The organism is Thalassospira australica (assembly GCF_000763295.1).
GTDB lineage: Bacteria > Pseudomonadota > Alphaproteobacteria > Rhodospirillales > Thalassospiraceae > Thalassospira > Thalassospira australica.
In genome coordinates this window covers 54319-78328 of record NZ_JRJE01000001.1, presented here as the reverse complement: position 1 = coordinate 78328, position 24010 = coordinate 54319, and the positions used below count along the sequence as shown (strand labels likewise).

Annotated in this window: 21 protein-coding genes; 11 read left to right on the top strand and 10 right to left on the bottom strand. The window is 54.9% G+C overall.

Annotated features, from left to right (window positions below):
* Positions 1-45 precede the first annotated feature (45 nt).
* Positions 46-1287 carry a saccharopine dehydrogenase family protein gene (locus JF44_RS0100340; RefSeq protein WP_033066968.1) on the top strand — a complete coding sequence of 414 codons (1242 nt, stop codon included), beginning with the start codon at positions 46-48 and terminating at the stop codon, positions 1285-1287.
* 17 nt (positions 1288-1304) lie between these two features.
* Here JF44_RS0100340 and JF44_RS20425 read toward each other — a convergent pair whose 3' ends face one another.
* Positions 1305-1667 (bottom strand): hypothetical protein, encoded by a 363-nt coding sequence (locus tag JF44_RS20425; protein ID WP_033066967.1) that lies wholly within the window; start codon positions 1665-1667, stop codon positions 1305-1307.
* Positions 1668-1679: 12 nt separating this feature from the next.
* Here JF44_RS20425 and JF44_RS0100330 point away from each other — a divergent pair, with 12 nt between their 5' ends.
* The 6 genes from JF44_RS0100330 to JF44_RS0100305 all read left to right on the top strand — a co-directional run bounded on the left by JF44_RS0100330 (position 1680) and on the right by JF44_RS0100305 (position 9182).
* Entirely contained in the window at positions 1680-2756 is a 1077-nt protein-coding gene (locus JF44_RS0100330) for a substrate-binding domain-containing protein (protein ID WP_162181373.1), read from the top strand.
* On the top strand, positions 2753-4105 hold the full coding sequence (locus JF44_RS0100325) for an ABC transporter substrate-binding protein (protein ID WP_238318334.1): 1353 nt from the start codon (positions 2753-2755) through the stop codon (positions 4103-4105). The genes JF44_RS0100330 and JF44_RS0100325 overlap by 4 nt, the downstream gene beginning before the upstream one ends.
* 80 nt (positions 4106-4185) lie before the next feature.
* Complete coding sequence (locus JF44_RS0100320) at positions 4186-5505, top strand: sugar ABC transporter permease (RefSeq protein WP_033066966.1); 1320 nt, start codon at positions 4186-4188, stop codon at positions 5503-5505.
* Positions 5505-6734: a carbohydrate ABC transporter permease gene (locus JF44_RS0100315; RefSeq protein ID WP_033066965.1), complete on the top strand. Its 1230-nt coding sequence runs from the start codon at positions 5505-5507 to the stop codon at positions 6732-6734. Before JF44_RS0100320 ends, JF44_RS0100315 begins: the two co-directional genes overlap by 1 nt.
* Entirely contained in the window at positions 6731-8116 is a 1386-nt protein-coding gene (locus JF44_RS0100310; protein WP_202901460.1) for an MGH1-like glycoside hydrolase domain-containing protein, read from the top strand. The genes JF44_RS0100315 and JF44_RS0100310 overlap by 4 nt, the downstream gene beginning before the upstream one ends.
* Position 8117: 1 nt before the next feature.
* On the top strand, positions 8118-9182 hold the full coding sequence (locus JF44_RS0100305) for an ABC transporter ATP-binding protein (RefSeq protein WP_033066964.1): 1065 nt from the start codon (positions 8118-8120) through the stop codon (positions 9180-9182).
* A gap of 166 nt (positions 9183-9348) precedes the next feature.
* On the opposite strand, the gene JF44_RS0100300 is transcribed toward JF44_RS0100305, so the two are convergent.
* The gene (locus tag JF44_RS0100300) at positions 9349-9786 is read right to left on the bottom strand and encodes an Lrp/AsnC family transcriptional regulator (protein WP_033066963.1); all 438 of its coding nucleotides are present in this window, start codon (positions 9784-9786) and stop codon (positions 9349-9351) included.
* 212 nt (positions 9787-9998) lie between these two features.
* Between JF44_RS0100300 and JF44_RS0100295 the strand changes: the two genes are divergently transcribed.
* Entirely contained in the window at positions 9999-10232 is a 234-nt protein-coding gene (locus tag JF44_RS0100295; RefSeq protein ID WP_033066962.1) for a hypothetical protein, read from the top strand.
* A gap of 110 nt (positions 10233-10342) precedes the next feature.
* Here JF44_RS0100295 and JF44_RS0100290 read toward each other — a convergent pair whose 3' ends face one another.
* The 4 genes from JF44_RS0100290 to JF44_RS0100275 form a co-directional block, all read right to left on the bottom strand.
* On the bottom strand, positions 10343-11566 hold the full coding sequence (locus JF44_RS0100290) for an amidohydrolase family protein (protein WP_033066961.1): 1224 nt from the start codon (positions 11564-11566) through the stop codon (positions 10343-10345).
* A gap of 1 nt (position 11567) precedes the next feature.
* Positions 11568-14123, bottom strand: coding sequence for a branched-chain amino acid ABC transporter ATP-binding protein/permease (locus JF44_RS0100285; protein WP_202901459.1), 2556 nt, complete (start codon positions 14121-14123; stop codon positions 11568-11570).
* Entirely contained in the window at positions 14123-14998 is an 876-nt protein-coding gene (locus JF44_RS0100280; RefSeq protein WP_033066960.1) for a branched-chain amino acid ABC transporter permease, read from the bottom strand. Before JF44_RS0100280 ends, JF44_RS0100285 begins: the two co-directional genes overlap by 1 nt.
* A 104-nt stretch (positions 14999-15102) precedes the next feature.
* The gene (locus JF44_RS0100275) at positions 15103-16290 is read right to left on the bottom strand and encodes an ABC transporter substrate-binding protein (RefSeq protein WP_052065289.1); all 1188 of its coding nucleotides are present in this window, start codon (positions 16288-16290) and stop codon (positions 15103-15105) included.
* 269 nt (positions 16291-16559) lie between these two features.
* Between JF44_RS0100275 and JF44_RS0100270 the strand changes: the two genes are divergently transcribed.
* Complete coding sequence (locus tag JF44_RS0100270; RefSeq protein WP_052065305.1) at positions 16560-16985, top strand: nuclear transport factor 2 family protein; 426 nt, start codon at positions 16560-16562, stop codon at positions 16983-16985.
* Between the two features lie 131 nt (positions 16986-17116).
* Here the strand turns inward: JF44_RS0100270 and JF44_RS0100265 are convergent, their stop codons facing one another.
* Complete coding sequence (locus JF44_RS0100265) at positions 17117-17830, bottom strand: GntR family transcriptional regulator (protein WP_033066959.1); 714 nt, start codon at positions 17828-17830, stop codon at positions 17117-17119.
* A gap of 138 nt (positions 17831-17968) precedes the next feature.
* On the opposite strand from JF44_RS0100265, the gene JF44_RS0100260 reads away from it, so the two are divergent.
* Positions 17969-19561 carry a gamma-glutamyltransferase family protein gene (locus JF44_RS0100260; protein WP_202901458.1) on the top strand — a complete coding sequence of 531 codons (1593 nt, stop codon included), beginning with the start codon at positions 17969-17971 and terminating at the stop codon, positions 19559-19561.
* Positions 19562-19668: 107 nt separating this feature from the next.
* Here JF44_RS0100260 and JF44_RS0100255 read toward each other — a convergent pair whose 3' ends face one another.
* The 3 genes from JF44_RS0100255 to hppD all read right to left on the bottom strand — a co-directional run bounded on the left by JF44_RS0100255 (position 19669) and on the right by hppD (position 23287).
* Positions 19669-20694 (bottom strand): fumarylacetoacetate hydrolase family protein, encoded by a 1026-nt coding sequence (locus JF44_RS0100255; RefSeq protein ID WP_033066958.1) that lies wholly within the window; start codon positions 20692-20694, stop codon positions 19669-19671.
* A gap of 11 nt (positions 20695-20705) precedes the next feature.
* Positions 20706-22076, bottom strand: a complete 1371-nt coding sequence (gene hmgA / locus JF44_RS0100250) for a homogentisate 1,2-dioxygenase (protein WP_033067034.1) — start codon at positions 22074-22076, stop codon at positions 20706-20708.
* A gap of 98 nt (positions 22077-22174) precedes the next feature.
* On the bottom strand, positions 22175-23287 hold the full coding sequence (gene hppD / locus JF44_RS0100245) for a 4-hydroxyphenylpyruvate dioxygenase (protein ID WP_033066957.1): 1113 nt from the start codon (positions 23285-23287) through the stop codon (positions 22175-22177).
* Between the two features lie 145 nt (positions 23288-23432).
* Between hppD and JF44_RS0100240 the strand changes: the two genes are divergently transcribed.
* Entirely contained in the window at positions 23433-23906 is a 474-nt protein-coding gene (locus tag JF44_RS0100240) for an Lrp/AsnC family transcriptional regulator (RefSeq protein WP_033066956.1), read from the top strand.
* The last annotated feature ends 104 nt before the right edge of the window (positions 23907-24010 follow it).

Genomic DNA, 24010 nt, shown 5'->3' with positions numbered 1-24010 from the left:
AAGCGATTTCCCCACCTCTCAAAACAGGGGAGTTTTTGGCCCGACATGAAAAAGAATGTTCTGATTATCGGCGCAGGTGGCGTCGCACAGGTGGTTGCCCATAAATGCGCACAGCATAATGACGTGCTTGGCGATATTCATATCGCATCGCGCACGGCATCAAAGTGCCAGGCCATCATCGACAGCATCCATGAAAAGAAAAACCTCAAAGAACAAGGCGTTCTTGAAGGTCACGCACTCGATGCCACGGACGTTGATGCAACCGCAGCCCTGATTGAAAAAACCGGCTGCCAGATTGTCATCAATGTCGGCTCTGCCTTTATCAACATGCCGGTCATGTCGGCCTGTATCAAAACCGGTGTCGCCTATCTTGATACCGCCATCCATGAAGAGCAGGACAAGATCTGCGAAAACCCGCCATGGTATGCCAACTATGAATGGAAGCGCCGCGCAGAATGCGAAGCCGCTGGCACAACCGCGATCCTTGGCGTCGGGTTCGATCCGGGTGTTGTGAATGCCTATGCCAAACTGGCCGTCGAAGACTACTTCGACAAGATTGACTCGATCGACATCATCGACATCAATGCCGGCAGCCACGGCAAATATTTCGCCACCAATTTCGATCCGGAAATCAACTTCCGCGAATTTACCGGCACGGTCTATTCCTGGCAGGACAGCAAATGGCAGTCCAACAAGATGTTCGAAGTCAAAAAGATCTGGGATATGCCGGTTGTCGGCGAAAGCCAGACCTTCATGACCGGCCATGACGAAGTCCATTCCCTGTCCCAGAACCTTGATGTGCCAAATGTGCGCTTCTGGATGGGCTTTGGCGATCACTACGTCAATGTTTTCACCGTGCTGAAAAACATCGGTCTTCTGTCCGAAAAACCGGTTACCACCGCCGAAGGCCTCGAAGTCGTGCCGCTTAAGGTCGTTAAGGCCTGCCTGCCCGATCCAAGCTCGCTTGCCCCGGACTATACCGGCAAGACCTGCATCGGTGATCTGGTCAAGGGCACGAAGGACGGCAAGGAAACCGAAGTCCTGATCTATAACGTGGCCGACCATAAGGACGCCTACACCGAAGTCGGAAGTCAGGGCATTTCCTATACCGCCGGCGTGCCGCCCGTCGCGGCTGCAATGCTGATCGCCACCGGTGAATGGGATGTGAAAAAGATGGCAAACGTCGAAGAACTGCCATCCAAACCGTTCCTGAATTTGCTCAACGGCATGGGTCTTCCGACCCGCATCAAGGATGCCAACGGCGACCGCGCACTCGATTTCAGCTAAGCGGTGTATATCCTGATCTAATACGTAAAATGGCGGGCCATCGCATATTTGGCCCGCCATTTTTTGTGCCGAGTCCTGACCTGCTGGTCAAGAACGCGCCTTTTGGGCACCTGTTCGTTGACGGTGTGCGTCGCAACAGGAAGCAGCAAATATCGCTTATACCTTTGGTTGATAACCGCCCTTAACCCGCACAACAACCAAGATTCCCCGCGGAATATCCCCATCCCTAAGAATAGCGCCAGGCCCATCTCGCGGCGCAAAATTAAATCGTTCAAAATCAACAATTTGACAACCGAAAGCGGTTTCGTATAGCGTTTCGAACGTTTCCGAAAGCGGTTTCGGAAACAGCCAACATCATCAACAAGATGATGAAAAAGCATAAGGGAGGTTCCGTGTCGCGGGTTAAAAAACGCCGTGAGGTTGTGTCTATTGCCCAACTGGCAAAGCATCTTGGCTTGTCAGAAGGAACCGTTTCACGCGCCCTGAACAATTATCCCGACATTGCCCGGAAAACCATCGAACGGGTCCGCAAGGCCGCAGATGAATTGGGCTATCGCCCGTCTACGACAGCACGGCGCTTGGCACGCGGTGTTGTCGAGACCGTCGGTTTTGTCTTACCGGCCCGCGATGGCCATCAGATTGATCCGTTTCTGGCCGAAATTCTTGATGGTCTGGCGACCGAACTTGCCTTGTCTGACTGGGATTTGCTGGTCGCAGCCGTCCCCGATGGCCATGACGAAGTCGAAGTCATGGACCGGTTGATCCGATCGGGAAAGGTCGGTGGTTTCGTGATCGCACGCACCAAGCGCAAGGACCCAAGGGTCGATTTCCTCAGATCAGCCAACCTGCCCTTTGTCGTACAGGGGCGCACCGAAAACTGCGACGATTACGCATGGCTTGATATCGACAATGAAAAGGCATTTGCCGATGCGATGGATCATCTGGTTGGTATGGGGCATCGCAAGATTGCCTATCTTGGGGGCGATCCCGACCTTAACTATGCCTGGCAACGCCGCGCGGGATATCTTGCTGCCGCCCGAAAACACGAATGCCCTGTTTTGCCAGGCTACCTTCATGACGGCATCACCGATGAAATGGCCGCACGCGATGCGGTGACCGAACTCCTCAAACACCCCGACCGCCCCACAGCCCTTTTATGTGTCACCGACGCCGTCGCAATTGGTGCCATTCATGCACTTGCCCATGCCGGGATCACGGTCGGGCGTGACATATCCGTCATTGGTTTTGATGGCCTGCCCATGGGCGAAGCCATTCACCCCGGTCTGACCACGATGGCACAGGCCAGCTATGAGATCGGCCGTGAAGTCGGCCGGATCGTTGTTTCGCAGGCCAATGCGCCTGCATCCGAATTTTCCCAAATTCTGTGGGAAGCATCGCTGACCATCCGTGGGTCAGCCAACCCGCCAGCATTGAAGCTGGCCGCCAATGCCAAGGGAGGCATCTCATGAACATTAAGCGTGCATTGATGAGTTCATTGACGCTCGCAGCAGCCGGCTTGCTGGTCTCAACCAGCATCGCCAGTGCCCAGCTGCGTTTCTGGACCACCGAAGAACAACCCGAACGCCTGGCCAAACAAGAAGAAATGGCCAAGCAGTTCGAAGCCAAAACAGGCACCGCCGTTGAAGTCATCCCGGTCACAGAGTCAGAATTGGGCACGCGCGCCACGGCCGCCTATGCCGCTGGTGATTTGCCAGACGTCATCTATTTGACCCTGCAATACGTTCTGCCCTGGTCCGAAGCAGGCATTCTCGATACCGAAGCCAACAACGAAGTTGTCACCAGCCTTGGCAAGGACACCTTCGCACCAGCCGCACTTTCGATGGCCGACTTTGACGGCGAAGTGGCTGCTGTGCCGTCAGATGGCTGGACTCAGATGGTTCTGTACCGCAAGGATCTGTTTGATGCAGCAGGCCTAGAGGCTCCCAACAGCTATGCCAACATCCAAAAGGCGCTTGATGCGCTGCATAATCCGCCCGAAATGTATGGCTTCGTCGCCGCGACCAAGATCGACGAAAACTTCATGAGCCAGGTGCTTGAACATGTTTTCCTCGCCAACGGTGCAACCCCGGTTTCCGCGGATGGTTCGGTTGGCTTTGACAAGGACAAGCTGGTCGAGGCACTGGAATTCTATAAATCCATCGCCGAAGCATCCCCGCCCGGTGACCTGTACTGGAAACAGTCCCGCGAGCTTTATTTCGCGGGCAAGACAGCAATGATCATCTGGTCACCCTTCATCCTTGATGAATTGGCCGGTCTTCGTGACAGTGCGCCGCCCACCATCAATGATGATCCGACCTCTGATGAACTGGCCTCCAAAACCGGTGTTGTGACCCGCCTGATGGGCCCGTCCAATCCGGATGGCGCGGCATGGGGTGACATTCGTTACTTCGGCATTACCAATGATGCCGATACCGATGCCGCCGAGGAATTCGTCAAATTCTCGCTTGATGAAGGCTACACCAGCACGCTTTCCATCGCACCAGAGGGCAAATTCCCGGTCCGTCACGGCACAGCCGATGATCCGGAAAAATTCGTCAAGGCATGGTCGACCCTGCCGGTTGGCGTCGATCGCAAAAAGCCGCTGTCGGAACTTTATGATCCGGCCGTCATCACCGACATCGTTTCCGGACTTGAAACCGCAAACCGTTGGGGTGTTGCCGAAGGTCAGCTTTCGTTGGCATCGCGCATCATCAACAGTCAGGTGGTCAACCGCTACGTTCGTGAATATATCGACGGCGAACGTGACGCCGCAGCCACGGCTGACCTGATCAACGAAGAAATCGCCGCCATCGAATAAGCGACGCACAGCCTTGTATCCGGGGCACCCAACCATGCCGGTGCCCCGGACTTCCGATTTTCAGAACGGATGGCAAGACGATGACCACGTCCCAAAGCACAAAGACACCGTCCGCAACGGCCCCTCCGCCAAAGCGTAAATCAAAATTGGGGCCTATGGCCCGGCGCGAAGCACGGCTGGCACTTTGGATGCTTGCCCCGACGTTCCTGATCGTCATGAGCGTTGTGCTGTTTCCGCTGCTTGCCAACTTCTGGATTTCGGTCAAGCCGGTCAAATTATCTGATCTGCGCCCACCGACACCGGTGGTTTCTGAACGTGTGCGCGGGGATATGGATGTCGCCGGGCAGGAATTTCGCATTCAGTACAGAATGCGAAATTCATCGCGCAAAGGTGACATCACCGATGTTGTCCTGATTGATACTCTTCCCCCTGGCATCACCATCATCACAGATGACCCTGCATGTACGGTAAATGGATCGGATGTGCGCTGCACGCTTGATCAGCTTGAAGCAGGCGAACGCACCCGTCTTGAACTCACCGCCATTGCAGATGAAAGCTTTGCTGCCAATCCGGTATCACCGCGTGACAGTGAACCGACCGTTACCGGGAACGCCGAAAACATCCTGACCAACAGCGAATTTACCCTCGATAACTTCGCACGGATTTTTGATTCCCGCGAATTCTGGTCGGTTTTGTGGGTGACCCTCGCCTATACCGTGTTTGGTACTCTGGGCGCGCTGGTTTTAGGGCTGTTTGCCGCCCAAATGCTCAACAAACCGTTCGCCGGACGATCCATCCTTCGCGGACTTTTTCTGTTTCCCTATGTTGCGCCCGTGATCGCGGTTGCCTTTACATGGGTGATCCTGCTTGATCCGTTCAACGGCACCTTCAATGCCATTTTACAGCGCATGAACCTTGCCGATGAGGGGGTGAATTTCTTTGGTCAGCGGGCACTGCCAATCGATATCTTTGGCATGACCATCGAATTCCCGCTGGCGTTGGCAACGGTGATTGCCTTTGAAGCCTGGCGTTATTTCCCATTGTCATTCCTGTTTATTCTCGCCCGCATGCAATCCATTTCATCAGACATGTACGAGGCCGCCGAGGTCGATGGTGCCACGCCACTTCAGCAATTCTGGCACATTTCCCTGCCGCAGCTTCTGGGCATTCTATCGACCCTGTTCCTGCTGCGCTTTATTTGGACGTTCAACAAGTTTGACGACATCTTCCTTCTGACCGGCGGGGCCGCAGGCACGCGCACCCTGACCGTTGATGTCTATGAGCAGGGCTTTGCCCTGTCCAATCTTGGGGCCGGGGCGGCGGTCGCGGTTGCCATCTTTGTCCTGCTTTTGATTTTTGCCGTGTTCTACTTCAAATTCGTCCACCGGGAGGATTCGTAATGCGTATTGGTACGGGTCTTCTTCTTGGCCTTCTGTCAGGCTTGCTATGGGGCGCGATTGCCGTTGCGATCACCGGCATTTCGCTGACCCTGATTACCGGGCTTGCCGCAACGCCGATCATGTCCGCCGGGGCACTGGGCGGGGCGGTAAATGCCGCCATCATTTTGATGCGCGCCCCCAAAGACCGCACACCGGGTCTTTACATGGTTGCGTTTGCTGCCGTGATTGTTGCCATGATGCTGGTATCCTTTGGGGCCCCTTTCAGTCTGGCCTTTTCGCAAAACTCGCTCACACAGGCCTTTGGCGTCGGGGTGATTGCCCTGTCGGTGACATTTGCCAACCGGGCGGTCCTGAACGACATCCACAGCGGCATGCTCAAACGCTACAGCATTGATCTTGTGATCGTGCGTGTGCTCAAGGGGTTCGGCTTTGTCTTCTTTAGCGTGATTGTCATTCTGCCTTTCTATGTGATGGTCATGACCAGCCTGAAGAACCAGCAGGAGCTGTTCTTAAACCCGCTGGATTTGTCGATTAACCTGACACAAGGGGCCGCCAGCCTGTTTGACAGCTATGTCGAACTGTTTACCGAGTTTAACTTTGGCCGGTTCCTGTTGATTTCAACGATTGTCTCGGTATCGACCGTCATCATCACGCTGGCCTTTTCCATTCCCGGGGCATATGCGGTTGCGCGATTGAATTTCCCCGGCCAGACAGTTCTTTCAAGCTCGGTCCTGCTGATCTATCTCGTGCCGATGATCGTTCTGGTCATCCCGCTTTACGCGGTATTCAGCCAACTTGGACTGCGCAACACCGTGGTTGGGCTTTTGATTGTCTATCCCGCGACGACGGTTCCCGTCGCCCTTTACATGTTGCAGGGCTACTTCCGGGGTCTGCCTGCCGAACTCGAAGAAGCAGGCCTGATGGATGGTCTGTCACGCTTTGGCGTGATCGTGAAAATCACCCTGCCACTGGCCTTGCCTGCATTGGCGTCGGTATCGCTTTACGTCTTCATGATTGCCTGGAACGAGTTCCTCTTTGCCTTCATGTTCCTTGATGATCCCGACATCTTCACCCTGTCACGCGGGGTCGTATCGCTGAATTCATCGGAAGTCCCCCGCCAGCACCTGATGGCCGGGGCCGTCATCGCAACGGTCCCGATCCTTGTGATCTTCCTGTGGTTCGAACGTTTCCTCGTTCAGGGCCTGACCGCCGGGAGTGTAAAGGGATGACCATGTCGATTGATCAGCTTTCGGGCACGAACAAACGTGCCGCCGAAATCCTTCTGGCCAATGATCGCGGCGGCTATACGGTGCCAAGTGCCAAGCTTTATCCGTTCCAGTGGAACTGGGATAGTGCTCTGGTCGCACTTGGCTTTTCCGTCTTTGATCCCGACCGCGCATGGCAGGAAGTCGAAAGCCTGCTGTCTGCACAATGGGACAACGGCATGGTGCCCCACATCATTTTCTGGAAAGAGGAAAAAAGCTATTTCCCCGGCCCGGAACAATGGGGCACAAAAAATATCGCCGACACCCCGCCAACATCGGGCATTACACAGCCCCCCGTTGCCGCGACCGTGATCGAACACCTTCTGGCCGAAGATATTAACGCCCACCGCGACCGCGCCGCCAAACTTCTGCCCAAACTTGATCGCTGGCATCAATGGTTTCTCGATGCCCGTGATCCGGAAGGCCGCGGTGTCGTCGCAAACATGCACCCCTGGGAAAGCGGACGTGACAATCTGCCGGACTGGGATCGTCCATTGTCCTTTATCGATACAACCGGCGTTGGCACCTATCACCGGCGTGACACGGATATCGTCAACAAAGACGAACGCCCGAAAAAAGATGACTACGACCACTATATGTCGTTGGTAAAATTCGGACGCGATTGTAACTGGGACCCGCAGGTGATTGCGCGTGATTGTCCGTTTTGGGTCGCTGAACCGGGAATGAATGCAATCCTGCGGCGCGCCGAACGCGATTTGATCACCATGGCCAGACTTTTGGGCCATGATGATATCGCAACCCGCGCAACCGCCCGCCTTGCCCGTCTTGATGCCGGGTTTGAAGCACTTTGGTCTGAGGCTGTTGGCGGATATGTCACCCTTGATCTCAGAAGAAATGAACATGCAACCGCGCTGACATCGGGCAGTTGGCTTGCCCTGTTTGCCGGCAAGGTCGAAAAAATCCGGGCCAACAAGATGGCAGCAACCCTGTCACGCTGGCTTTCATCGGTTAAGCATGGCGTGCCCAGTTTTGATCCAAACCATGAACTGTTTGATTCAATCCGATATTGGCGGGGGCCTGTCTGGGCCATGATCAACTGGATGATCTCCACGGGTCTGATTGAACATGGCGAAACCGAACTTGCCGAACGTATCCGCGCCGATACCCAAGCCCTTATCGACCAATCCGATTATCGTGAATATTTCTGCCCGGTAACGGGCCGTGGCGGTGGTGGCACCGACTTTTCATGGACGGCATCCATGTCACTTTACTGGTCCGCACGGCCCAGGGGCGCAGGCACGCCCACTGATGCCACCATCCCCATGCCCAACACCCTCAAGCCCGACACCCCCAAGCCCGACACCACAGATCAGGAGGCCAAATAAAATGGGGCAGATCGAACTTAAAAACATCCGTAAATCATTTGGCGGCATCGAAGTCATCAAGGGCATCGACCTTCAGATCAATGAGGGCGAGCTGGTCATTTTCGTCGGCCCGTCTGGCTGTGGCAAATCGACGTTGCTGCGCCTGATTTCCGGTCTGGTTGAGGCATCCGATGGTCAGATCCTGATTGACGGCGATGATGTGACGGGCAAACCACCGGCAGAACGTGAACTTTCCATGGTGTTTCAGTCCTATGCGCTTTATCCGCACAAATCGGTGCGTGAAAACATGGGCTTTGCCCTGACCGTGGCGGGCATGCCCAAAAATGAAATCACCCAAAAGGTCGATGAAGCTGCCGCAACGCTAAAGCTTGAAGACTATCTTGATCGCAAACCCAAGGCCCTGTCTGGCGGGCAGCGTCAGCGCGTTGCCATCGGGCGCGCAATTGTTCGCGAACCCAGGGCATTCTTGTTTGATGAACCGCTGTCAAACCTTGATGCAGCCCTGCGTGTTGAGATGCGCCTTGAAATCGCCCGCCTGCATCAGAAACTCGGCGCAACCATGGTCTATGTCACCCATGACCAGGTAGAGGCCATGACGCTTGCCGACAAGATTGTCGTTCTTCAGGCCGGCCAGATCGAACAGGTCGGCTCCCCGCTTGATCTTTATCGCCATCCGGGCAATCTGTTTGTCGCCCAATTCATCGGCTCACCAAAAATGAACGTGGTCGATTGCACTGGCAAGGGCAGCGCGCTTTCATTTGCCAATGGCAATACATCCGATATCGGTCGCAACGCCGAAGGTGCGACCAAAATGGGCGTCCGCCCCGAACACATGTCGCTGTGCGATGCCACCGACACAACAACGGCGATCCTGTCAGGGCAGATTGACGTGATGGAACATCTGGGCTCGGACAGCTTTGCCTATGTCAATGTGCCCAACGTCGGACTGTTCACCGTGCGCATCGTCGGCCATTCCCAAGCCGTCGTTGGCGATACTGTCGGGCTGCATTTCGCATCCGGTGATGTTCACCTGTTTGATGCGTCGGAAAAAACCATTCCGGCATGACGAAACGCACATGCCGGGTTTTCGATTTGGACGTCATTTTAATTGTATGAGGATTAAAATGACGTCCAATATTGGGCTTTGCGCCCGATGTCTGACTTTTCACCAATATTGAATAATCGGCCTAATTATTCATTTTAATTGAATATTCCAAAAGCCCCTTTTGGCGCTATTTCAGCGAGCCGAGAACCGCCAGACTTTCATAGCGTTTGATATAGGGTTCATGAAATACCCGGTCGACGAAAGCACTGTATTCGTCCATGTCGCTGACCTGTATGCGCAGCACAAAATCATGCGCACCGGTCACATGATGGCATTGAACGACTTCGGGCATTTTGGCGAATTCGTCGCGCATCAGCATGTAGCGATCCGGGCGGTCGCGCTCCATGGTCAAAAGCACAATCACCATCATCTTCTTGCCAAACACCTTGGGCGAGACGATGGCAACATCGCGTTCAATAACACCCGTTTCGCGCAAGCGCTGCACACGGCGCAAACAGGCCGCCGACGAAAGGCCAACCCTTTGTGCAAGCTCGTTACCTGTCATGCGGCTGTTTTCCTGCAACAGCTCCAGCAGGCGATAGTCGAACGTATCGAGTTCCGCCAAAGTTCAATGCCTCAAAAAATGATGTAACGCCCCGTCCGCAAACATGACCTATGCGCGCGACGAAAGAAAATCGTTTTTCAGGAATTTTTGCGAAAATCTCGCATGGATTTGCGAAACTTGCGCACCGTTAAACAAAAGCAGCGCGTAAATTGTTTGCGGGCTCAAAGGAAGCTTTGACCCCTTATTAGCAAACAAACTAGCGAGCCAGCATCATGCCAGCACAGTTTACAAATAACTCCCTCGTCGCCTCCACCAATGTTGCGCCGGTTTCGGGCGTATCCATCTGGCGCTGGCTCGTCCTTTTTCCGCGCAAATGGGCACTGGCCTACAAGGTCAGCCGTGATGCAGAAATGCTGCGCAATGCCCCGCGTGAAATTCTTCAGGATATCGGTATTGATCGCATGGACGTCGATTTCGTCTGCGAACATGGTCACGCGCCAAGATAACCACGCACAGATATCAAAAAGACAGGTGCCCCACCCTGTCTGACCCAAAAGCCTGCCAGTGCAATGACGCTTGGCAGGCTTTTTGGTATCCGCAGCAATACATGTGATGCCTATGCAGGGCGAAACAGCTTTGCGACCGGATGTTCAAACGTTACCCGCCCGTCTTTCATGCCCCAGACCGGGCGGCTGATTTCCGAGACCACCTGGGCGCGGCTTTGGGCAGGCAGGACAATAAAGCTTGCCGCTTGGCCAACCGCGATCTTGCTGGATCGGCCCAGCAATTTCGCCGGGGCGTCAGACACCATGGCAAAGCAATTCTCCAACTCTGCCTCTGTCGAAAGCTGACTGACATTGGCGTAAAGGTTCGCCATTCGCGACAGCGAACAATCGCCATAAGGCGTAAACGGATTAAGCACATTGTTGGTCGCAATCGTGCAGCACACCCCATGATCGGCAAGCTTGTGCGCCGGGGCAACACCACACGGCACAGAATGATCATGATCGCGCCCGGTCAGAAACAAGTCGGTCGCGGGCAACACGGTCAAGCCAATCCCGGCATCACGCATGATGGCAATCGTGTCGTCGAGTTCGGGTTTGGGCAGCACCGACAGCTTGGTGACATGGCCGATCATCACCCGGCCCTGCCAGCCAAAGGCGATGGATTGTTTGGCAACTTCATCAAGATGACGCCAACTGGCATCAAGATCGAAATCCAGATGAAAATCCAGATCGACATCGTATTCGCGTGCCATTTCAAACAGGCGCAGGATCTGCCCATTGGGATCAGTATCCATATAGGGGCAACCGCCCAGCAAATCCGCCCCATTGTCCAACGCTTCGCGCAGCAATTCTTCGGTGCCGGGATAATTAAACAGGCCTTCCTGCGGGAAAACGCAAATCTCGACATCCATCGCCCAGGCGTAATCGGCTTTCAGGCGCTTGATCGCCTTGAACCCGGCAAGACCAATACCCGGATCAATTTCGACATGGGTGCGCACCGCATTGGTGCCCTCGGTGATTGCCTTTTCAATCACGCGGGCAGCGCGGGCATAGATGTCATCTTCGGTAAAGCCGCTTTTGGCATTGGCGACCGCACTAATCGCGCCTTGAAGGGTGCCGGTTTCGTTTTTGGCACGATCAAGGATGCAGGCCTTATCAAGATGAATGTGGCTTTCGACAAAACCGGGGCTGATCAGTTGGCCACACGCATCAAAGCTTGGCGCATCACCATGTATCGACTGGGCGATTTGCGTAATGTTGCCATCGGCAACGCCAAGATCGACAAGCGTATTCTCGCCCGGAAGGCAGGCGTTCCTCACCAGATAATCAAGCATCTTACTGTGCCACCTTTTCTTTGTTCTTATCACCCTGTTCCGCACCACCAAGATACGCCGCAATCAGCCGTTCATCCTGACGCAGATCAGATGCATTGCCTTCGGCAACCACCTGCCCCTGTTCGAGGACATAGGCATAATCCGCCACCGAAAGCGCCATGGTCGCCATCTGGTCAACGAGCAGGATCGTCACACCTTCATCGCGAAGTTCTCCCAAAATGGCATAAAGCTCTTCGACCATGGCCGGTGCCAGACCAAGGGAGGGTTCATCAAGCAACAGCGCCTTTGGCTTGGCCACAAGGCCACGGGCAATCGCCATCATTTGCTGTTCACCCCCCGACAACAGACCAGCAGGACTGTTGATGCGATCACGCAAACGCGGGAAGCGGGTCAGGATGGCTTCAAGTTCATCCGCACCAACCGGTTTGGGCTGTTTATAGGCCCCGAGTTCGATGTTTTCGCGCACGGTCAGTTCCGGAAAGACCTGTCGGCCTTCGGGCACAAGAACAAGCCCCTGCTCAACAATCTGATGCGGGGCAAGGTCATGGATATATTCGTTGTTCAAAACGATCTTGCCCGTTACTGGACGCAACAACCCGGCCAATGCCGTCAGGAAGGTTGATTTGCCTGCACCGTTCGCGCCCAGAAGGGCAACCATTTCGCCCTGACGGACCTTAAGATCAACCGATTGCAACACCGGTGCTGCCCCATACCCCGCGGTCAGACGCAGCGTTTCAATCACGGGTGACTGGCCTGCCTCAAACGGGATCGGGCGTGGACGGGCTTTCATTTCCCCATCGCCCAGATAGGCGGCAATCACGCGGGCATCCTGCTGTACGGCCTGCGGGACATCAAAGATGATCGGCGTTCCGGCGTCGACGGCCAAAATCTGATCGGAAATGCCCATGACCATTTCCATGTCATGTTCGACCAGAACCACCGTAATCCCGGCATCGGCCAACCGGCGCAACAGTTTGGCAAGCGCCACCTTGTCGGCATGCATCAAACCTGCGGCCGGTTCATCAAGCAACAAGACCGCAGGCTTGGTCGCAAGCGACCGCGCAATTTCCACCAGACGTCGGTCCACATGCGGCAAGTCCCCCGCACGGGCATCGATATCACCACCATATCCACAAAATGCCAGAAGCCCGGCCGCATGGTTGCGGTTCGCACTTGATGCAATCGCACGAAACGGTTTACCAAAACGTCCCACCGGGATACCGGCAATCACATTGTCGATGACCGACATATTTTCAAACAGACGGGTCGCCTGATAGGTCCGGGCAATGCCGTTGCGGGCGGCAAAATCGGTTGGCATTCCGGCAATGTCCTGCCCCCCGCTTCGCACGGTCCCTGCCGTCGGTTTGTAAAACCCGCTGATGATGTTCAAAAGCGTGGTTTTCCCCGCCCCGTTCGGGCCAATGATGGATGTCACATCGCCCGGTTTGGCCGTGAAGGACACGCCATTGACGGCCTTCACCCCGCCAAAGGCGATGGAAAGATCATCAACCACCAGACCATCGGATTTTTCATAGGCCTTAAGCCCTGCTTCAATCTCATGGGCGGGTGTGGCATTCACACCACGTTTGGTCAGCGGAATGAACCGTTCAATCACGCCAACAATTCCACGCGGGGCAATCAACAGAACCACGATCAAAAGACCACCGAAAATCAGCAAACGATATTCGGCAAAGTCCGCCAGAAATTCCGGCAACAAAACCGATACCGATGCGCCGATCAGCGGGCCAAGCACAGTGCCCGCACCGCCCAGAATGACGGCAAACAGATACAGGATTGATTGGCTCAGCGGGAAGTTTGACGGCGCAATAAACATCATAAGCGGCGCAAACAATGCACCAGCCAGTCCTGCCATGGCTGCGGCAATGGCAAAGCCACTGGCCTTGACGGCAAAGGCATTATAGCCAAGCGAACTTGCAGCAATTTCCGCATCACGCATGCTGGTCATTGCCATGCCCCAGCCACTGGTCGCGAGACGACGAAACGCCCAAAGAGCAACCCCGCCCAGCACCACGCAGAGCATCACCAGATCCGCTTCGCTAAACATATAGCCAAACAGTTCAGGCATCGGGAAACCCATCAGCCCATTCTGCCCGCCGGTCAGTGCGCGCCATTCAATCGCGCCATGTTCGACGATAAAGGCAAAGGCGATGGTGACCATCGCCAAAAACGGCCCGGCCATGCGAACAGCAGACAGTGCCAAAACACACCCCGCCACACCGGCAATCAAAGTTGCCGCAACAAGGGACAGCCAGAAATTCAATCCCGCCAAAGTCAGGATCGCACTGCCATAAGCACCAATGGCAAAGAAGCCAACCTGACCAAGCGATACTAGACCGGTCAGGCCATAGAGAACATTCAGGCCAACACATAAAATCGTGGTGATGGCGACAAGGCCGATGATGAACTGGGTATAGCCGCCCGTGATCGAAACGCCGATCAAACCGGCAATAACAGCCAGAAGAATCACGCTATCAAGGGCAATGGATTTATTGAGTTTCGGCATGGGATTCTTGATTTTGAATTCGGGTTTCATCATCAGACCTTTTTGATCGCCGCACGGCCAAACAGGCCGCTTGGTTTGATGGTCAGAACCGCGATGACAAGTGCAAACACGACGATGAAGGTATAGGAAGATCCGAGATAGGTGGTCACACCGGCTTCGACCAGACCATAGATGAACCCTGCCAGCATGACGCTATAGGCCGATGTCATGCCGCCGAGAATGGCCACCGCAAATGCCTTAAGCCCAAACAGCGTTCCCATATCAGAATGCACCGAAAACAGCGGTGCGATCAAAAGACCGGCCGCCCCGGCAAGCATCGATGAAATCGCAAAGGATCCCGTCACCATAAGGGTGGTGTTGATCCCCATCAGCTTGGCTGCCTGAAGGTTTTGCACAACCGCAAGCAAGGCGCGCCCCTGTCGGGTATGACGAAACAGCGCATGCAGTGCCAAGGCCACACCAATAGCGGCAATCGGGATCAGAATTTGTTGCGGATAAACGCCGGTACCAAAGATGTTCCAGCTTTCACCAACAAGGGCGGATGGCAAGGTGCGTGGCTCATTGCCAAAGGTAAACAGCACAGTGTTATCAAGCAGGATACCACCGGCAACGGTTGCCATCAGCCAGGCTTCGGAATTGCGAACGGCAAACGGACGGACAAGGAAAAATTCCACCAGAATGCCAGCGACCCCGCAACACAGGATCGCCAGAGGATAACCGACAATGACCGGGAAACCATATTTCTCGCAAAAGACAAAGCCAAGAACCGCACCAAGCATCACCATGGACCCTTGGGCGAAATTGACCTTTGAGGACACCGAGTAGGTGATCTGAAAACCGAGCGCGATCAGCCCGTACATACTGCCAAGACCGATACCGGTAATCAGGGCCGCGATTAATAATGTCATTGCCAGTCGCCTGCTTCTGCCATGCACAAAGATGCATCATTCAAAAAGGAAGAAATCCCTGTGCGGCGCATCGGAAAACGCGCCGCACAGGTAAAATGGATTGCTTATTTGATCGGGATGATCTGACCTTCGACGAAATGCGCGAAGGTGTAATCTTCAGGACCAAGCGCGTCCTGATCTTCCGGGGTGAACGGCGTGTCATAGGTTTTGATCATGCCTTCGACACCACTGATTTCGTACATTGCTTCGCGGATGGCCGGACCATCGGTCGAACCGGCTTTTTCAATGGCTGCCGCAACCAACAGGGTCGCATCATAGGCATTGGCAATACCGGTTGCCGGGGTTACGTCCGCAAGGGTTTCGATCTCGGGGAATTTTTCCTGAAGCTTGGCGAACATCGGATCAGCCGCATCGGTAAACAGATAGGTCTGAATGAAGTGGACCTTCTCACCCGACTTGCCTGCAAGCTCGGTAAAGCGACCACCTGCCGGGCCCCAGTGTGATGAAATCGGAACATCCCAGCCCATACGATCAAGCGATTTGATGACCTGTGCGGTCGGGGCCACGTTGGCAACAACAAACAGGGAATCTGCACCGTTTTCCTTGAGACGGGTCAGCTGCGGGACAACATCAACGTCGTTGGATTCAAACTTTTCAATCCCGGCATGGTCCATGCCGCGTTTTTCAAGCGCCTTGAGCAAGCCCTTTTCGTTGGATTCCCCCCACGGGTTATTGATCAGGATCATGCCCGGTTTCTTTGCACCGTAATTGGCGATCAGATATTCGGTAATTGCTTCGTCGACATATTCATCAACAGCCGAAACACGGAAGACATAGTTTTCGTCAGCCCCGTTTTTGGTGATCCCGGTGCCTGCTGCCCACGGGCCAATGAACGGCATTTTCTGCTGATTGACGTAAGGCACGATGGCAAAGGATACCGGCGTATCAAGGCCGCCGATGATCGCAGCAACGCCTTCGCGCTGGGCAAGTTCACGGGCTGCAACCAGCCCCTTGCCCGGGTTGCTTTCATCATCACGCGATACAAGTTCAAGCGGCTTGCCAAGAACGCCGCCTTCGGCATTGATCTTGTCAATCGCAAGGGTGATGCCGCGCGTGATGGCTTCACCCGATTTTGCGGACTGACCGCTCAGCGCGGCAACAAGGCCAAGCTTAACAGTATCTTCAGCACGGGCATTCTGGGTCGGCAATACGGCCGCAAACACCAACGCAGCCGCCGCACCCAAAAGGGCAGCCCGTCGCGTCAGTTTCGGGAAAGGCGAAGAAATAGGCATGTGAGACTCCCTGATTATGTGACTTCGTATTTGGTCGTCGCAGTTTCACGGTGCGCGCCAAACAGTCACCGCACTGCAGCAAAGCCCATGCCAAGAACAGGAATTGTTTATTTTCAATATCTTATGTGACTCTCTGTCATTCTTCGAACGGCAACTGCCTCATGTATACGCAAATTGCATGCAATTATTGCATAAAATTAATGCATGCAAATTTTCTGCTCACATATTATGCTGCGCGAAGATCAATTGCTGTGAATGAGGATTTTCAGATGACCGACCAGACCACGGAAAATGTGCTTGATACGCTGCCACCCGAAGCCCGGACCGTGCGTGAATTTCTTGATGCGTCGATGAAGCCTGACCCGGAATTGGCCGCGACTTTCATGTCTGATGATGTCGTGATTACCTTTACCGATGGTCAAAAATACGACCATCCGTCGGGAACAACCGCATTCAATGCAGCACGCTATAAGTGGGTAAAAAAGAAGTTTGGTCAGTTTGATGTCGCCAATACCAACGGGCAAACCGTGGTCTATAGCACCGGCTGGCTATATGGCGAATGGCCCGATGGCACCCCGTTTGAAGGCAATCGTTATATCGACCGCTTTGTGATCGAAAATGGGAAAATCATCAAAATGGATGTGTGGAACGAAAGTGCAGAGCGCATTCTGATCCGCAAGGGCATCAAGGCCTGAGCAGCTTAACCATGCACCTGATGCGCACAGCCCAACCAGTCGATCCAGCCAATCCGGCCCAATATCTTCTAAGATTTGGAGATCGCCTGCTCTTGCGGACAGGCGACAATGTGCGCGGCGGCACCGTTGCCCTAAGCCCCGCCGTCGCGCACTTTTTTGGCATAGGGTTCAAGCGCATCAAGATACAAAAGCGGCCCACCTTCGACGGTGGTGAAAAGCGCACGGTCGGCAACAGCGGTCAGGTGATGACGCATCAATTCGCGCGCGGTTTCTTCATCGCCCTTGGCCAGTGCATCAATGATCTGGCGGTGTTCCTGAATACCGCAGTCGGTGGAATGCGGCCGCGCATACAGCGACAAGGTCAATCCGCAGCGATAGCCGATTTCCTCGACATAACGCAACAAAACCGGGCTTCCGGCAAGCTTTGCCAGCAGGATGTGGAACTCGGTCGCAAGACGGATGGAAATCGGCTCGGACGCATGTTCGGCGGCGATTTCCTTGGCAAGATGGGCTTCAAGTTCGTCGAGAATTTCCGGGTTCATGTTCTTGATCACCCGGCTGATCACAAGATCTTCGATCTGGGTGCGCAGCTCAAACAGATCGCGGGCTTCTTCAAGGCTTGGCTTGGCAACCATCGCCCCCTTGTTCCGGCGCAGTTCAACCAGCCCTTCGGCGGCAAGCCGTTCAAGCGATTGGCGGATCAGGGTTCGGCTGACACCAAACCGCTCGCCAAGGGAATCTTCGGGCAGCTTCATGCCGGGCATCAACACGCGCTCGAGAATTGCCGAGCGCAACGCGGAACTGATCATGTCCGTACGATGTTTTGCCTTGTCCGCTGCCTTCATCCCTGCCCACCAAGTTTCTTGTTAGGAACAATTCGTTGCTTGCGCTTGTATAAAGGATTGCATGCAATTTCGCCACAACCGATCCGCGCAACAGATCAACCTTTTTGACGTCACACTCACTTCCCGAAAGAAACGCCCATGACCGTAAGCCAAAATGCCCCAAAAAGCCGCGCAATGGTGACAAGCCCAAGTACTGCCGCCAGCGAGGCCGGTGCAAAAATCCTGCGCGAGGGCGGAACGGCGATCGAGGCCGTGGTTGCCACCGCCTCGGTATTGGCCGTCACATACCCGCACTTCTGCGGGATTGGTGGGGACGCGGTCTGGATGGTGTCAGACAGTTCCGGCAAAGTGCAATCCTTCCTTGGCATCGGGCAGGCTGCGGAGAATGGCGGCGATCACATCACGCCCAACACGCCCATTCCACTACGCGGTCCGGAATCAACCCTGACCACGGCCTGCACGGTGGATTCCTGGCAACATGCCCTGGATCATTCGGCCAAACATTGGGGCGGCGGCAAAAGCCTGTCTGATCTGATCGCACCGGCCATCGCCCTTGCCGAAAACGGTTTTCCGATAAGCGCGTCACAGTGTTTTTGGCTAAGCTTCCGGAAGGAAGAAATCGCGCAATGGCCGGGCTTTGCCGATATCTTTGCGCCCAATGGCCGCATGCCCAATGTCGGCGATACATTCCATCAGCCCCAATTGGCCAGCAGCCTGAAACGCATTGCCGAACATGGCGCACGCGATTTCTATGAGGGTGTGCTTGCCGATCAGATCGTTGCCGGGCTGTCTGCGCACGGATCCCCGATCAGCAAAACCGACCTTGCCAAGACCCGCACCAGAACAGTGGATGCCGTATCGCTTGAGTATGGCGATGTTACGCTTTATGCCCCGCCTGCCCCGACCCAAGGATTGGCGACCCTGATGACCATGGGGGTGTTGCGTGAACTGGGCGCAAAAAACTGGGCAGAGGGAACGGCGGATCATTACCACCTGGTGGTCGAGGCGATCAAACGCGCGTTTTTGAAGCGTAATCAGATTGCCGATCCTGACGTCGCCGACACCGATTTTGCAGCCCTTCTCGACCAGGCCGCTCTGGCCCAAGACGCCAAAGGCATCTCGCCCACCAAGGCGCTTGAGTGGCCCCATCCGTTCCGGCATGGCGATACGGTATTCCTTGCCGCGAAGGACGCAAACGGCAATTGCGCCAGTGTTTTGCAAAGCACCTATTTCGATTGGGGCAGCGGGGTTGTTGCCGGGGATACCGGCATTGTCTGGCAAAACCGTGGGGCGGCGTTTAGCACGGACCCAAGCCACCCGAATGCCTTCGCACCGGGCAAGCTTCCGTTCTATACGCTGAACCCCGGCATGGCGCTGAAAGACGGCAAACCGCATTTGCTGTATGGGACGCAAGGGGCTGATGGGCAGCCACAAACCCTTGCCATGCTTTTGACCCGCTTGCTTGATTTTGGCCTGTCACCCGCCGACGCCCTTGCAAAGCCGCGTTTCCTGCTGGGAAAGACGTTTTCAGATACCAATGACAGTCTGAAACTTGAAATCGATGCCGGGGATGACGTGTTTGACGCGCTTTCTCAGCGCGGGCACATGTTGCGCGCGATTGAAGCACAAAGCGCACTGGCCGGGCAGGCCGGGATCATTCGAATTGATGACGACGGTATTGTTGATGGCGCGCACGATCCACGCAGTGATGGCAGGGCGATTGGCGTGTAAACGATCAGGTCAAGATCAGGGAAATGGGATGCGATCAGCGTGATCGCACATCACCGAAATGCGCCAATTTAACGAATATGAGGATTTCTCACATTATTGCATCGGGCTTATGACGGGGCTTCATACTGGCGCACCGATTGTTCAATCGCGCCAAAGATCGATGCGCCGTCCGCATCAAACATTTCAATTTTGACCTGATCGCCGAACTGCAAGAACGGTGTTTTGGCGGTGCCGTTTTCAATGGTTTCGATCATGCGAAGTTCGGCAATGCAGGAATAGCCCGCCCCGCCTTTCGCCAGCGGTTTGCCCGGCCCGCCCTCCAGCTTGTTTGACACGGTGCCCGATCCGATAACCGTGCCCGCAACCAATGGGCGGGTCCGGGCGGCATGGGCGATCAATTGGGCAAAATCAAAGGTCATATCAACCCCGGCATTGGCGCGGCCAAACGGTTGACCATTCAGATCAACATGCAGCGGCAAATGCACCTTTCCCCCATCCCAGGCATCCCCAAGTTCATCAGGGGTTACCGCAACCGGGGAAAAGGCAGATGACGGCTTTGATTGAAAGAAGCCGAACCCCTTGGCAAGTTCACCAGGAATCAGACCACGTAACGAAACGTCATTGACCAGCATGATCAGCCGGATGGCTGTCCTGGCCTGATCAAGACTGGCCCCCATCGGGACATCGTCGGTGATGACGGCAATTTCGCCTTCCATATCAATGCCCCAGGCCGCATCGGCAATTACAATATCATCCCGCGGGCCAAGAAAGCTGTCTGATCCGCCCTGATAGATCAGCGGATCGGTCCAGAAGCTTTGCGGCATTTCAGCCCCACGCGCCTTTCGCACCAGTTCAACATGATTGACATAGGCCGATCCATCCGCCCACTGATAGGCGCGCGCCAAAGGGGCATGCAGGTTTTCGGGATCAAGCGTGATGCGCTTTGCGATGGTCGAACCGGCATCTATTTCATCGGCCAGTTCTTGCAGGCGCGGTGCAATAACGGCCCAGTTATCAAGGGCGGCCTGCAGGGTCGGGGCGATGGCACTGGCGTCGACATAAAATGCCAGATCGCGGGTCACCAGAACAAGTTGACCATCGCGGGTGCCGTTTTTTAGGGTCGCGAGCTTCATTTTTCCCGCCCTCACTTCCGGCCTTCGGGCGTGCCATCAAACTTGCGTTCAAGCCCCGCCCAGCAATCAAGATAATCATCCTGACGTGTTTCAAGTTCAGCTGCGAATTTGCTTAGTTGCTGCGGGAAACGGGTTTCAAACATGAAGGCCATCGTGCCTTCAAGCTTCTGCGGGGCAAGGTCGGCATGCGTTGCCTTTTCAAACCCGTCTGCATCCGGGCCATGGGCCAGCATCATGTTATGCAAGCTCATCCCGCCGGGGACAAACCCCTTTTCCTTGGCGTCATATTGACCGCAAATCAGCCCCATGAATTCTGACATGATGTTGCGATGATACCAGGGCGGGCGGAAGGTATGTTCGGCCACCATCCAGCGCGGGGGAAAGATCACGAAATCAACATTGGCTGTTCCGGCCTCGTCCGAAGGTGCGGTGAGAACCGTAAAGATCGACGGGTCGGGATGGTCAAAGGCAATGGCGCCAACCGGCGAAAAGCTGCGCAAATCATATTTGAACGGCGTGTAATTGCCGTGCCATGCGACGACATCAAGCGGCGAATGCCCGATGTCGGTTTGATGGAACTGCCCACACCATTTCACCATGACGCGACAGGGCGTTTCCTTATCCTCATAGGCGGCCACAGGGGTTTTGAAATCACGCGGATTGGCAAGGCAGTTCGCCCCGATCGGCCCCCGGTCCGGCAGGGTAAATTTCGCACCATAGTTTTCACAAACATAGCCACGCGCACCGCCATCAATCCCGGCGTGAAGGATGCTGACCTTAAACATCATGCCACGCGGAACAAGGGCGACCTCAAGCGGGGCCACATCCATCATGCCAAGTTCGGTAAATATCCGAAGCGTGCCAGATTCCGGCACGATCAGAAGTTCGCCATCGGCATTGAAGAAATAGTCATCCACCATATCGGTATTGCAGAGGTAAACATGGCTTGCCATGCCCGTCTGGGTCAGCGCATCGCCCGCCGTCGTGATCGTGCGCATGCCCGATACGAAATCTGTCGCATCCCTGGGCATGGGCACCGGGTCCCAGCGCAACTGACCAAGGGCGAGACTATGATCATTGATGCATGGTGCGGTTTTCCAATGGGGGCGATCAAGCGCGGTAAAGCGCCCGTTATGTTTGACACTTGGGCGTATGCGATACAGCCATGACCGTTCATTGGTCCCGCGCGGTGCGGTAAATGGGGAGCCTGAAAGCTGTTCGGCATAAAGCCCGTAGGCGCATTTTTGCGGGCTGTTCTGACCTTGGGGCAGCGCACCGGGCAGACTTTCAGTTTCGAAGTCATTGCCAAAACCAGACATATAGGTCAGCGCGGCCTGATCAGTGGCCGTCTTGGCGGAATCACGGGTCGGTTTATCAAGCATGGCAACGTCCCAAGCAGCAAACATATGTGATGACAACAAACCGTCAGGGCCAGCCGCTCATGCGACCCGGCCCTGACGCTTATATGGGGATTGCGGGATTATTCCGCAGCATCAACCTTCAAAACGCCCCGGCGGATCTGGTCTTCTTCGATGCTTTCGAACAGGGCGCGGAAGTTGCCTTCGCCAAAGCCTTCGTCGCCTTTGCGCTGGATGAACTCAAAGAAGATCGGCCCGATCACGGTTTTGGAAAAGATCTGCAACAGGATTTTGGTCGTGCCGCCATCAATGACACCCTCGCCGTCAATCAGAATGCCGTGTTGCTTCATGCGTTCAATCGGCTCTTCATGACCTTGCACACGCTCACGGGATTTTTCGTAATAGGTTTCCGGCGGACCGGGCATGAATTTCAGATCATTGGCGGCCAGCTTGTCGGTCGCCTCATAAATACCATCGGTTCCCACGGCGATATGCTGAATGCCTTCGCCCTTGTATTTACGCAGATATTCCTCGATCTGACTTTTGTCATCGGTCGATTCATTAAGCGGAATGCGGATTTTACCGCAGGGGGATGTGATCGCACGGCTGACAAGGCCGGTGATTTTCCCGGCAATATCAAAGAAGTGGATTTGCTTGAAACCGAACAGATCGCGGTAGAAATCCCACCATTTGTCCATATTGCCGCGATAGACATTGTGGGTCAGGTGATCAAGGTAATAGAAGCCGACACCTTCGGGCCTGGGATCGCGTTCACCCAACCAGTCAAATTCCGCGTCATAGGCCGAACCGGTTTCACCATATTTGTCGATGAAATACAGCAATGATCCGCCAATGCCGACAATGGCCGGCACATCAAGCGTCTTGTCATCGCCCAAATAGGGTTCCGCCCCCTTGGCAACAGCATGATCAAAGGCGTGCTTGGCATCAACAACACGCCATGCCATGGAGGGTGCGCAAGGCCCGTGTTTTGCGACAAACTTCATGCCGTATGAGGACGGCTCGGCATTGAGGATGTAGTTGATATCGCCCTGGCGCCAGACGGTGATGTTTTTGGTCTTGTGTTTGGCGACCGGGGTGTAGCCCATGCGTTCAAACAGGACACCAAGTTTTTCGGCATCTTCGTGGGCAAATTCGACAAACTCGAACCCGTCGGTACCGGCCGGGTTCTTATCACTGATGATTGCACGGGGGGCGTCATGCGGGAACGGTCCCATTGCAAGTCTCCTCTGATTGAAACATTCGAATTCTTGTCATGTCCCAATCGTGCGCCAAAACGGATGCAACGTGCATGCATTCAGGGTTGATTTTCGCATTTCAATACACACATCATGCGTATTTGGTAAATTTGGCGCGTGAAACATGCAAAGCACCCTGGACAAACTGGATCTGAAATTACTGGCTGAGCTGCAAAAGGATGGCCGCCTGACCAACAGTGAGTTGTCAGAACGCATCGGTCTGTCGCCATCGCAATGTTCGCGCCGTCGCGCACGGCTTGAGGATGACAAGGTGATCCGGGGTTATCGCGCCGACATCGACCGTCAGAAGATGGGATTGGGCTTGCTGGTGGTGATTTCGGTGACGCTTGCCACCCATAACCGCGACAATGCCAAACGATTTGCCCGGTTGCTGGCCGACCTGCCCGAGGTCTTAGAAGCCTTTTCCCTGACCGGGGAGATGGATTACCACCTGAAAGTCGCAACGCACGATCTTGCCGCCCTGTCACATTTCGTCAATGAGGTGCTTTTGCCCCATGACTCGGTCCAGCATGTCAAAACGTCAATCGTGCTAAATGTGCTTAAGGATTTTGAAGGGGTCGCGGTCAGCGCGCATTAAACACACACTTTATAGATGCCAAAAACGGTAAAGGCCGCGCCCAATCGGCACGGCCTTCCCTGTTCCAAAGCTCCCCTTACAACAAAGCTTTGGAAGCCCCCCAC

What these genes read in the sequence shown, in the direction of transcription:
- JF44_RS0100255 (WP_033066958.1), bottom strand. Translation starts at nt 20,694, where the DNA reads ATGAAGCTCGCGACCCTAAAAAACGGCACCCGCGATGGTCAACTTGTT.
- JF44_RS0100295 (WP_033066962.1), top strand. Translation starts at nt 9,999, where the DNA reads ATGCCAGCACAGTTTACAAATAACTCCCTCGTCGCCTCCACCAATGTT.
- JF44_RS0100290 (WP_033066961.1), bottom strand. Translation starts at nt 11,566, where the DNA reads ATGCTTGATTATCTGGTGAGGAACGCCTGCCTTCCGGGCGAGAATACG.
- JF44_RS0100285 (WP_202901459.1), bottom strand. Translation starts at nt 14,123, where the DNA reads ATGATGAAACCCGAATTCAAAATCAAGAATCCCATGCCGAAACTCAAT.
- JF44_RS0100265 (WP_033066959.1), bottom strand. Translation starts at nt 17,830, where the DNA reads ATGAAGGCAGCGGACAAGGCAAAACATCGTACGGACATGATCAGTTCC.
- hppD (WP_033066957.1), bottom strand. Translation starts at nt 23,287, where the DNA reads ATGGGACCGTTCCCGCATGACGCCCCCCGTGCAATCATCAGTGATAAG.
- JF44_RS0100325 (WP_238318334.1), top strand. Translation starts at nt 2,753, where the DNA reads ATGAACATTAAGCGTGCATTGATGAGTTCATTGACGCTCGCAGCAGCC.
- hmgA (WP_033067034.1), bottom strand. Translation starts at nt 22,076, where the DNA reads ATGCTTGATAAACCGACCCGTGATTCCGCCAAGACGGCCACTGATCAG.
- JF44_RS0100340 (WP_033066968.1), top strand. Translation starts at nt 46, where the DNA reads ATGAAAAAGAATGTTCTGATTATCGGCGCAGGTGGCGTCGCACAGGTG.
- JF44_RS0100320 (WP_033066966.1), top strand. Translation starts at nt 4,186, where the DNA reads ATGACCACGTCCCAAAGCACAAAGACACCGTCCGCAACGGCCCCTCCG.
- JF44_RS0100310 (WP_202901460.1), top strand. Translation starts at nt 6,731, where the DNA reads ATGACCATGTCGATTGATCAGCTTTCGGGCACGAACAAACGTGCCGCC.
- JF44_RS20425 (WP_033066967.1), bottom strand. Translation starts at nt 1,667, where the DNA reads ATGCTTTTTCATCATCTTGTTGATGATGTTGGCTGTTTCCGAAACCGC.
- JF44_RS0100280 (WP_033066960.1), bottom strand. Translation starts at nt 14,998, where the DNA reads ATGACATTATTAATCGCGGCCCTGATTACCGGTATCGGTCTTGGCAGT.
- JF44_RS0100275 (WP_052065289.1), bottom strand. Translation starts at nt 16,290, where the DNA reads ATGCCTATTTCTTCGCCTTTCCCGAAACTGACGCGACGGGCTGCCCTT.
- JF44_RS0100240 (WP_033066956.1), top strand. Translation starts at nt 23,433, where the DNA reads ATGCAAAGCACCCTGGACAAACTGGATCTGAAATTACTGGCTGAGCTG.
- JF44_RS0100260 (WP_202901458.1), top strand. Translation starts at nt 17,969, where the DNA reads ATGACCGTAAGCCAAAATGCCCCAAAAAGCCGCGCAATGGTGACAAGC.
- JF44_RS0100305 (WP_033066964.1), top strand. Translation starts at nt 8,118, where the DNA reads ATGGGGCAGATCGAACTTAAAAACATCCGTAAATCATTTGGCGGCATC.
- JF44_RS0100270 (WP_052065305.1), top strand. Translation starts at nt 16,560, where the DNA reads ATGACCGACCAGACCACGGAAAATGTGCTTGATACGCTGCCACCCGAA.
- JF44_RS0100315 (WP_033066965.1), top strand. Translation starts at nt 5,505, where the DNA reads ATGCGTATTGGTACGGGTCTTCTTCTTGGCCTTCTGTCAGGCTTGCTA.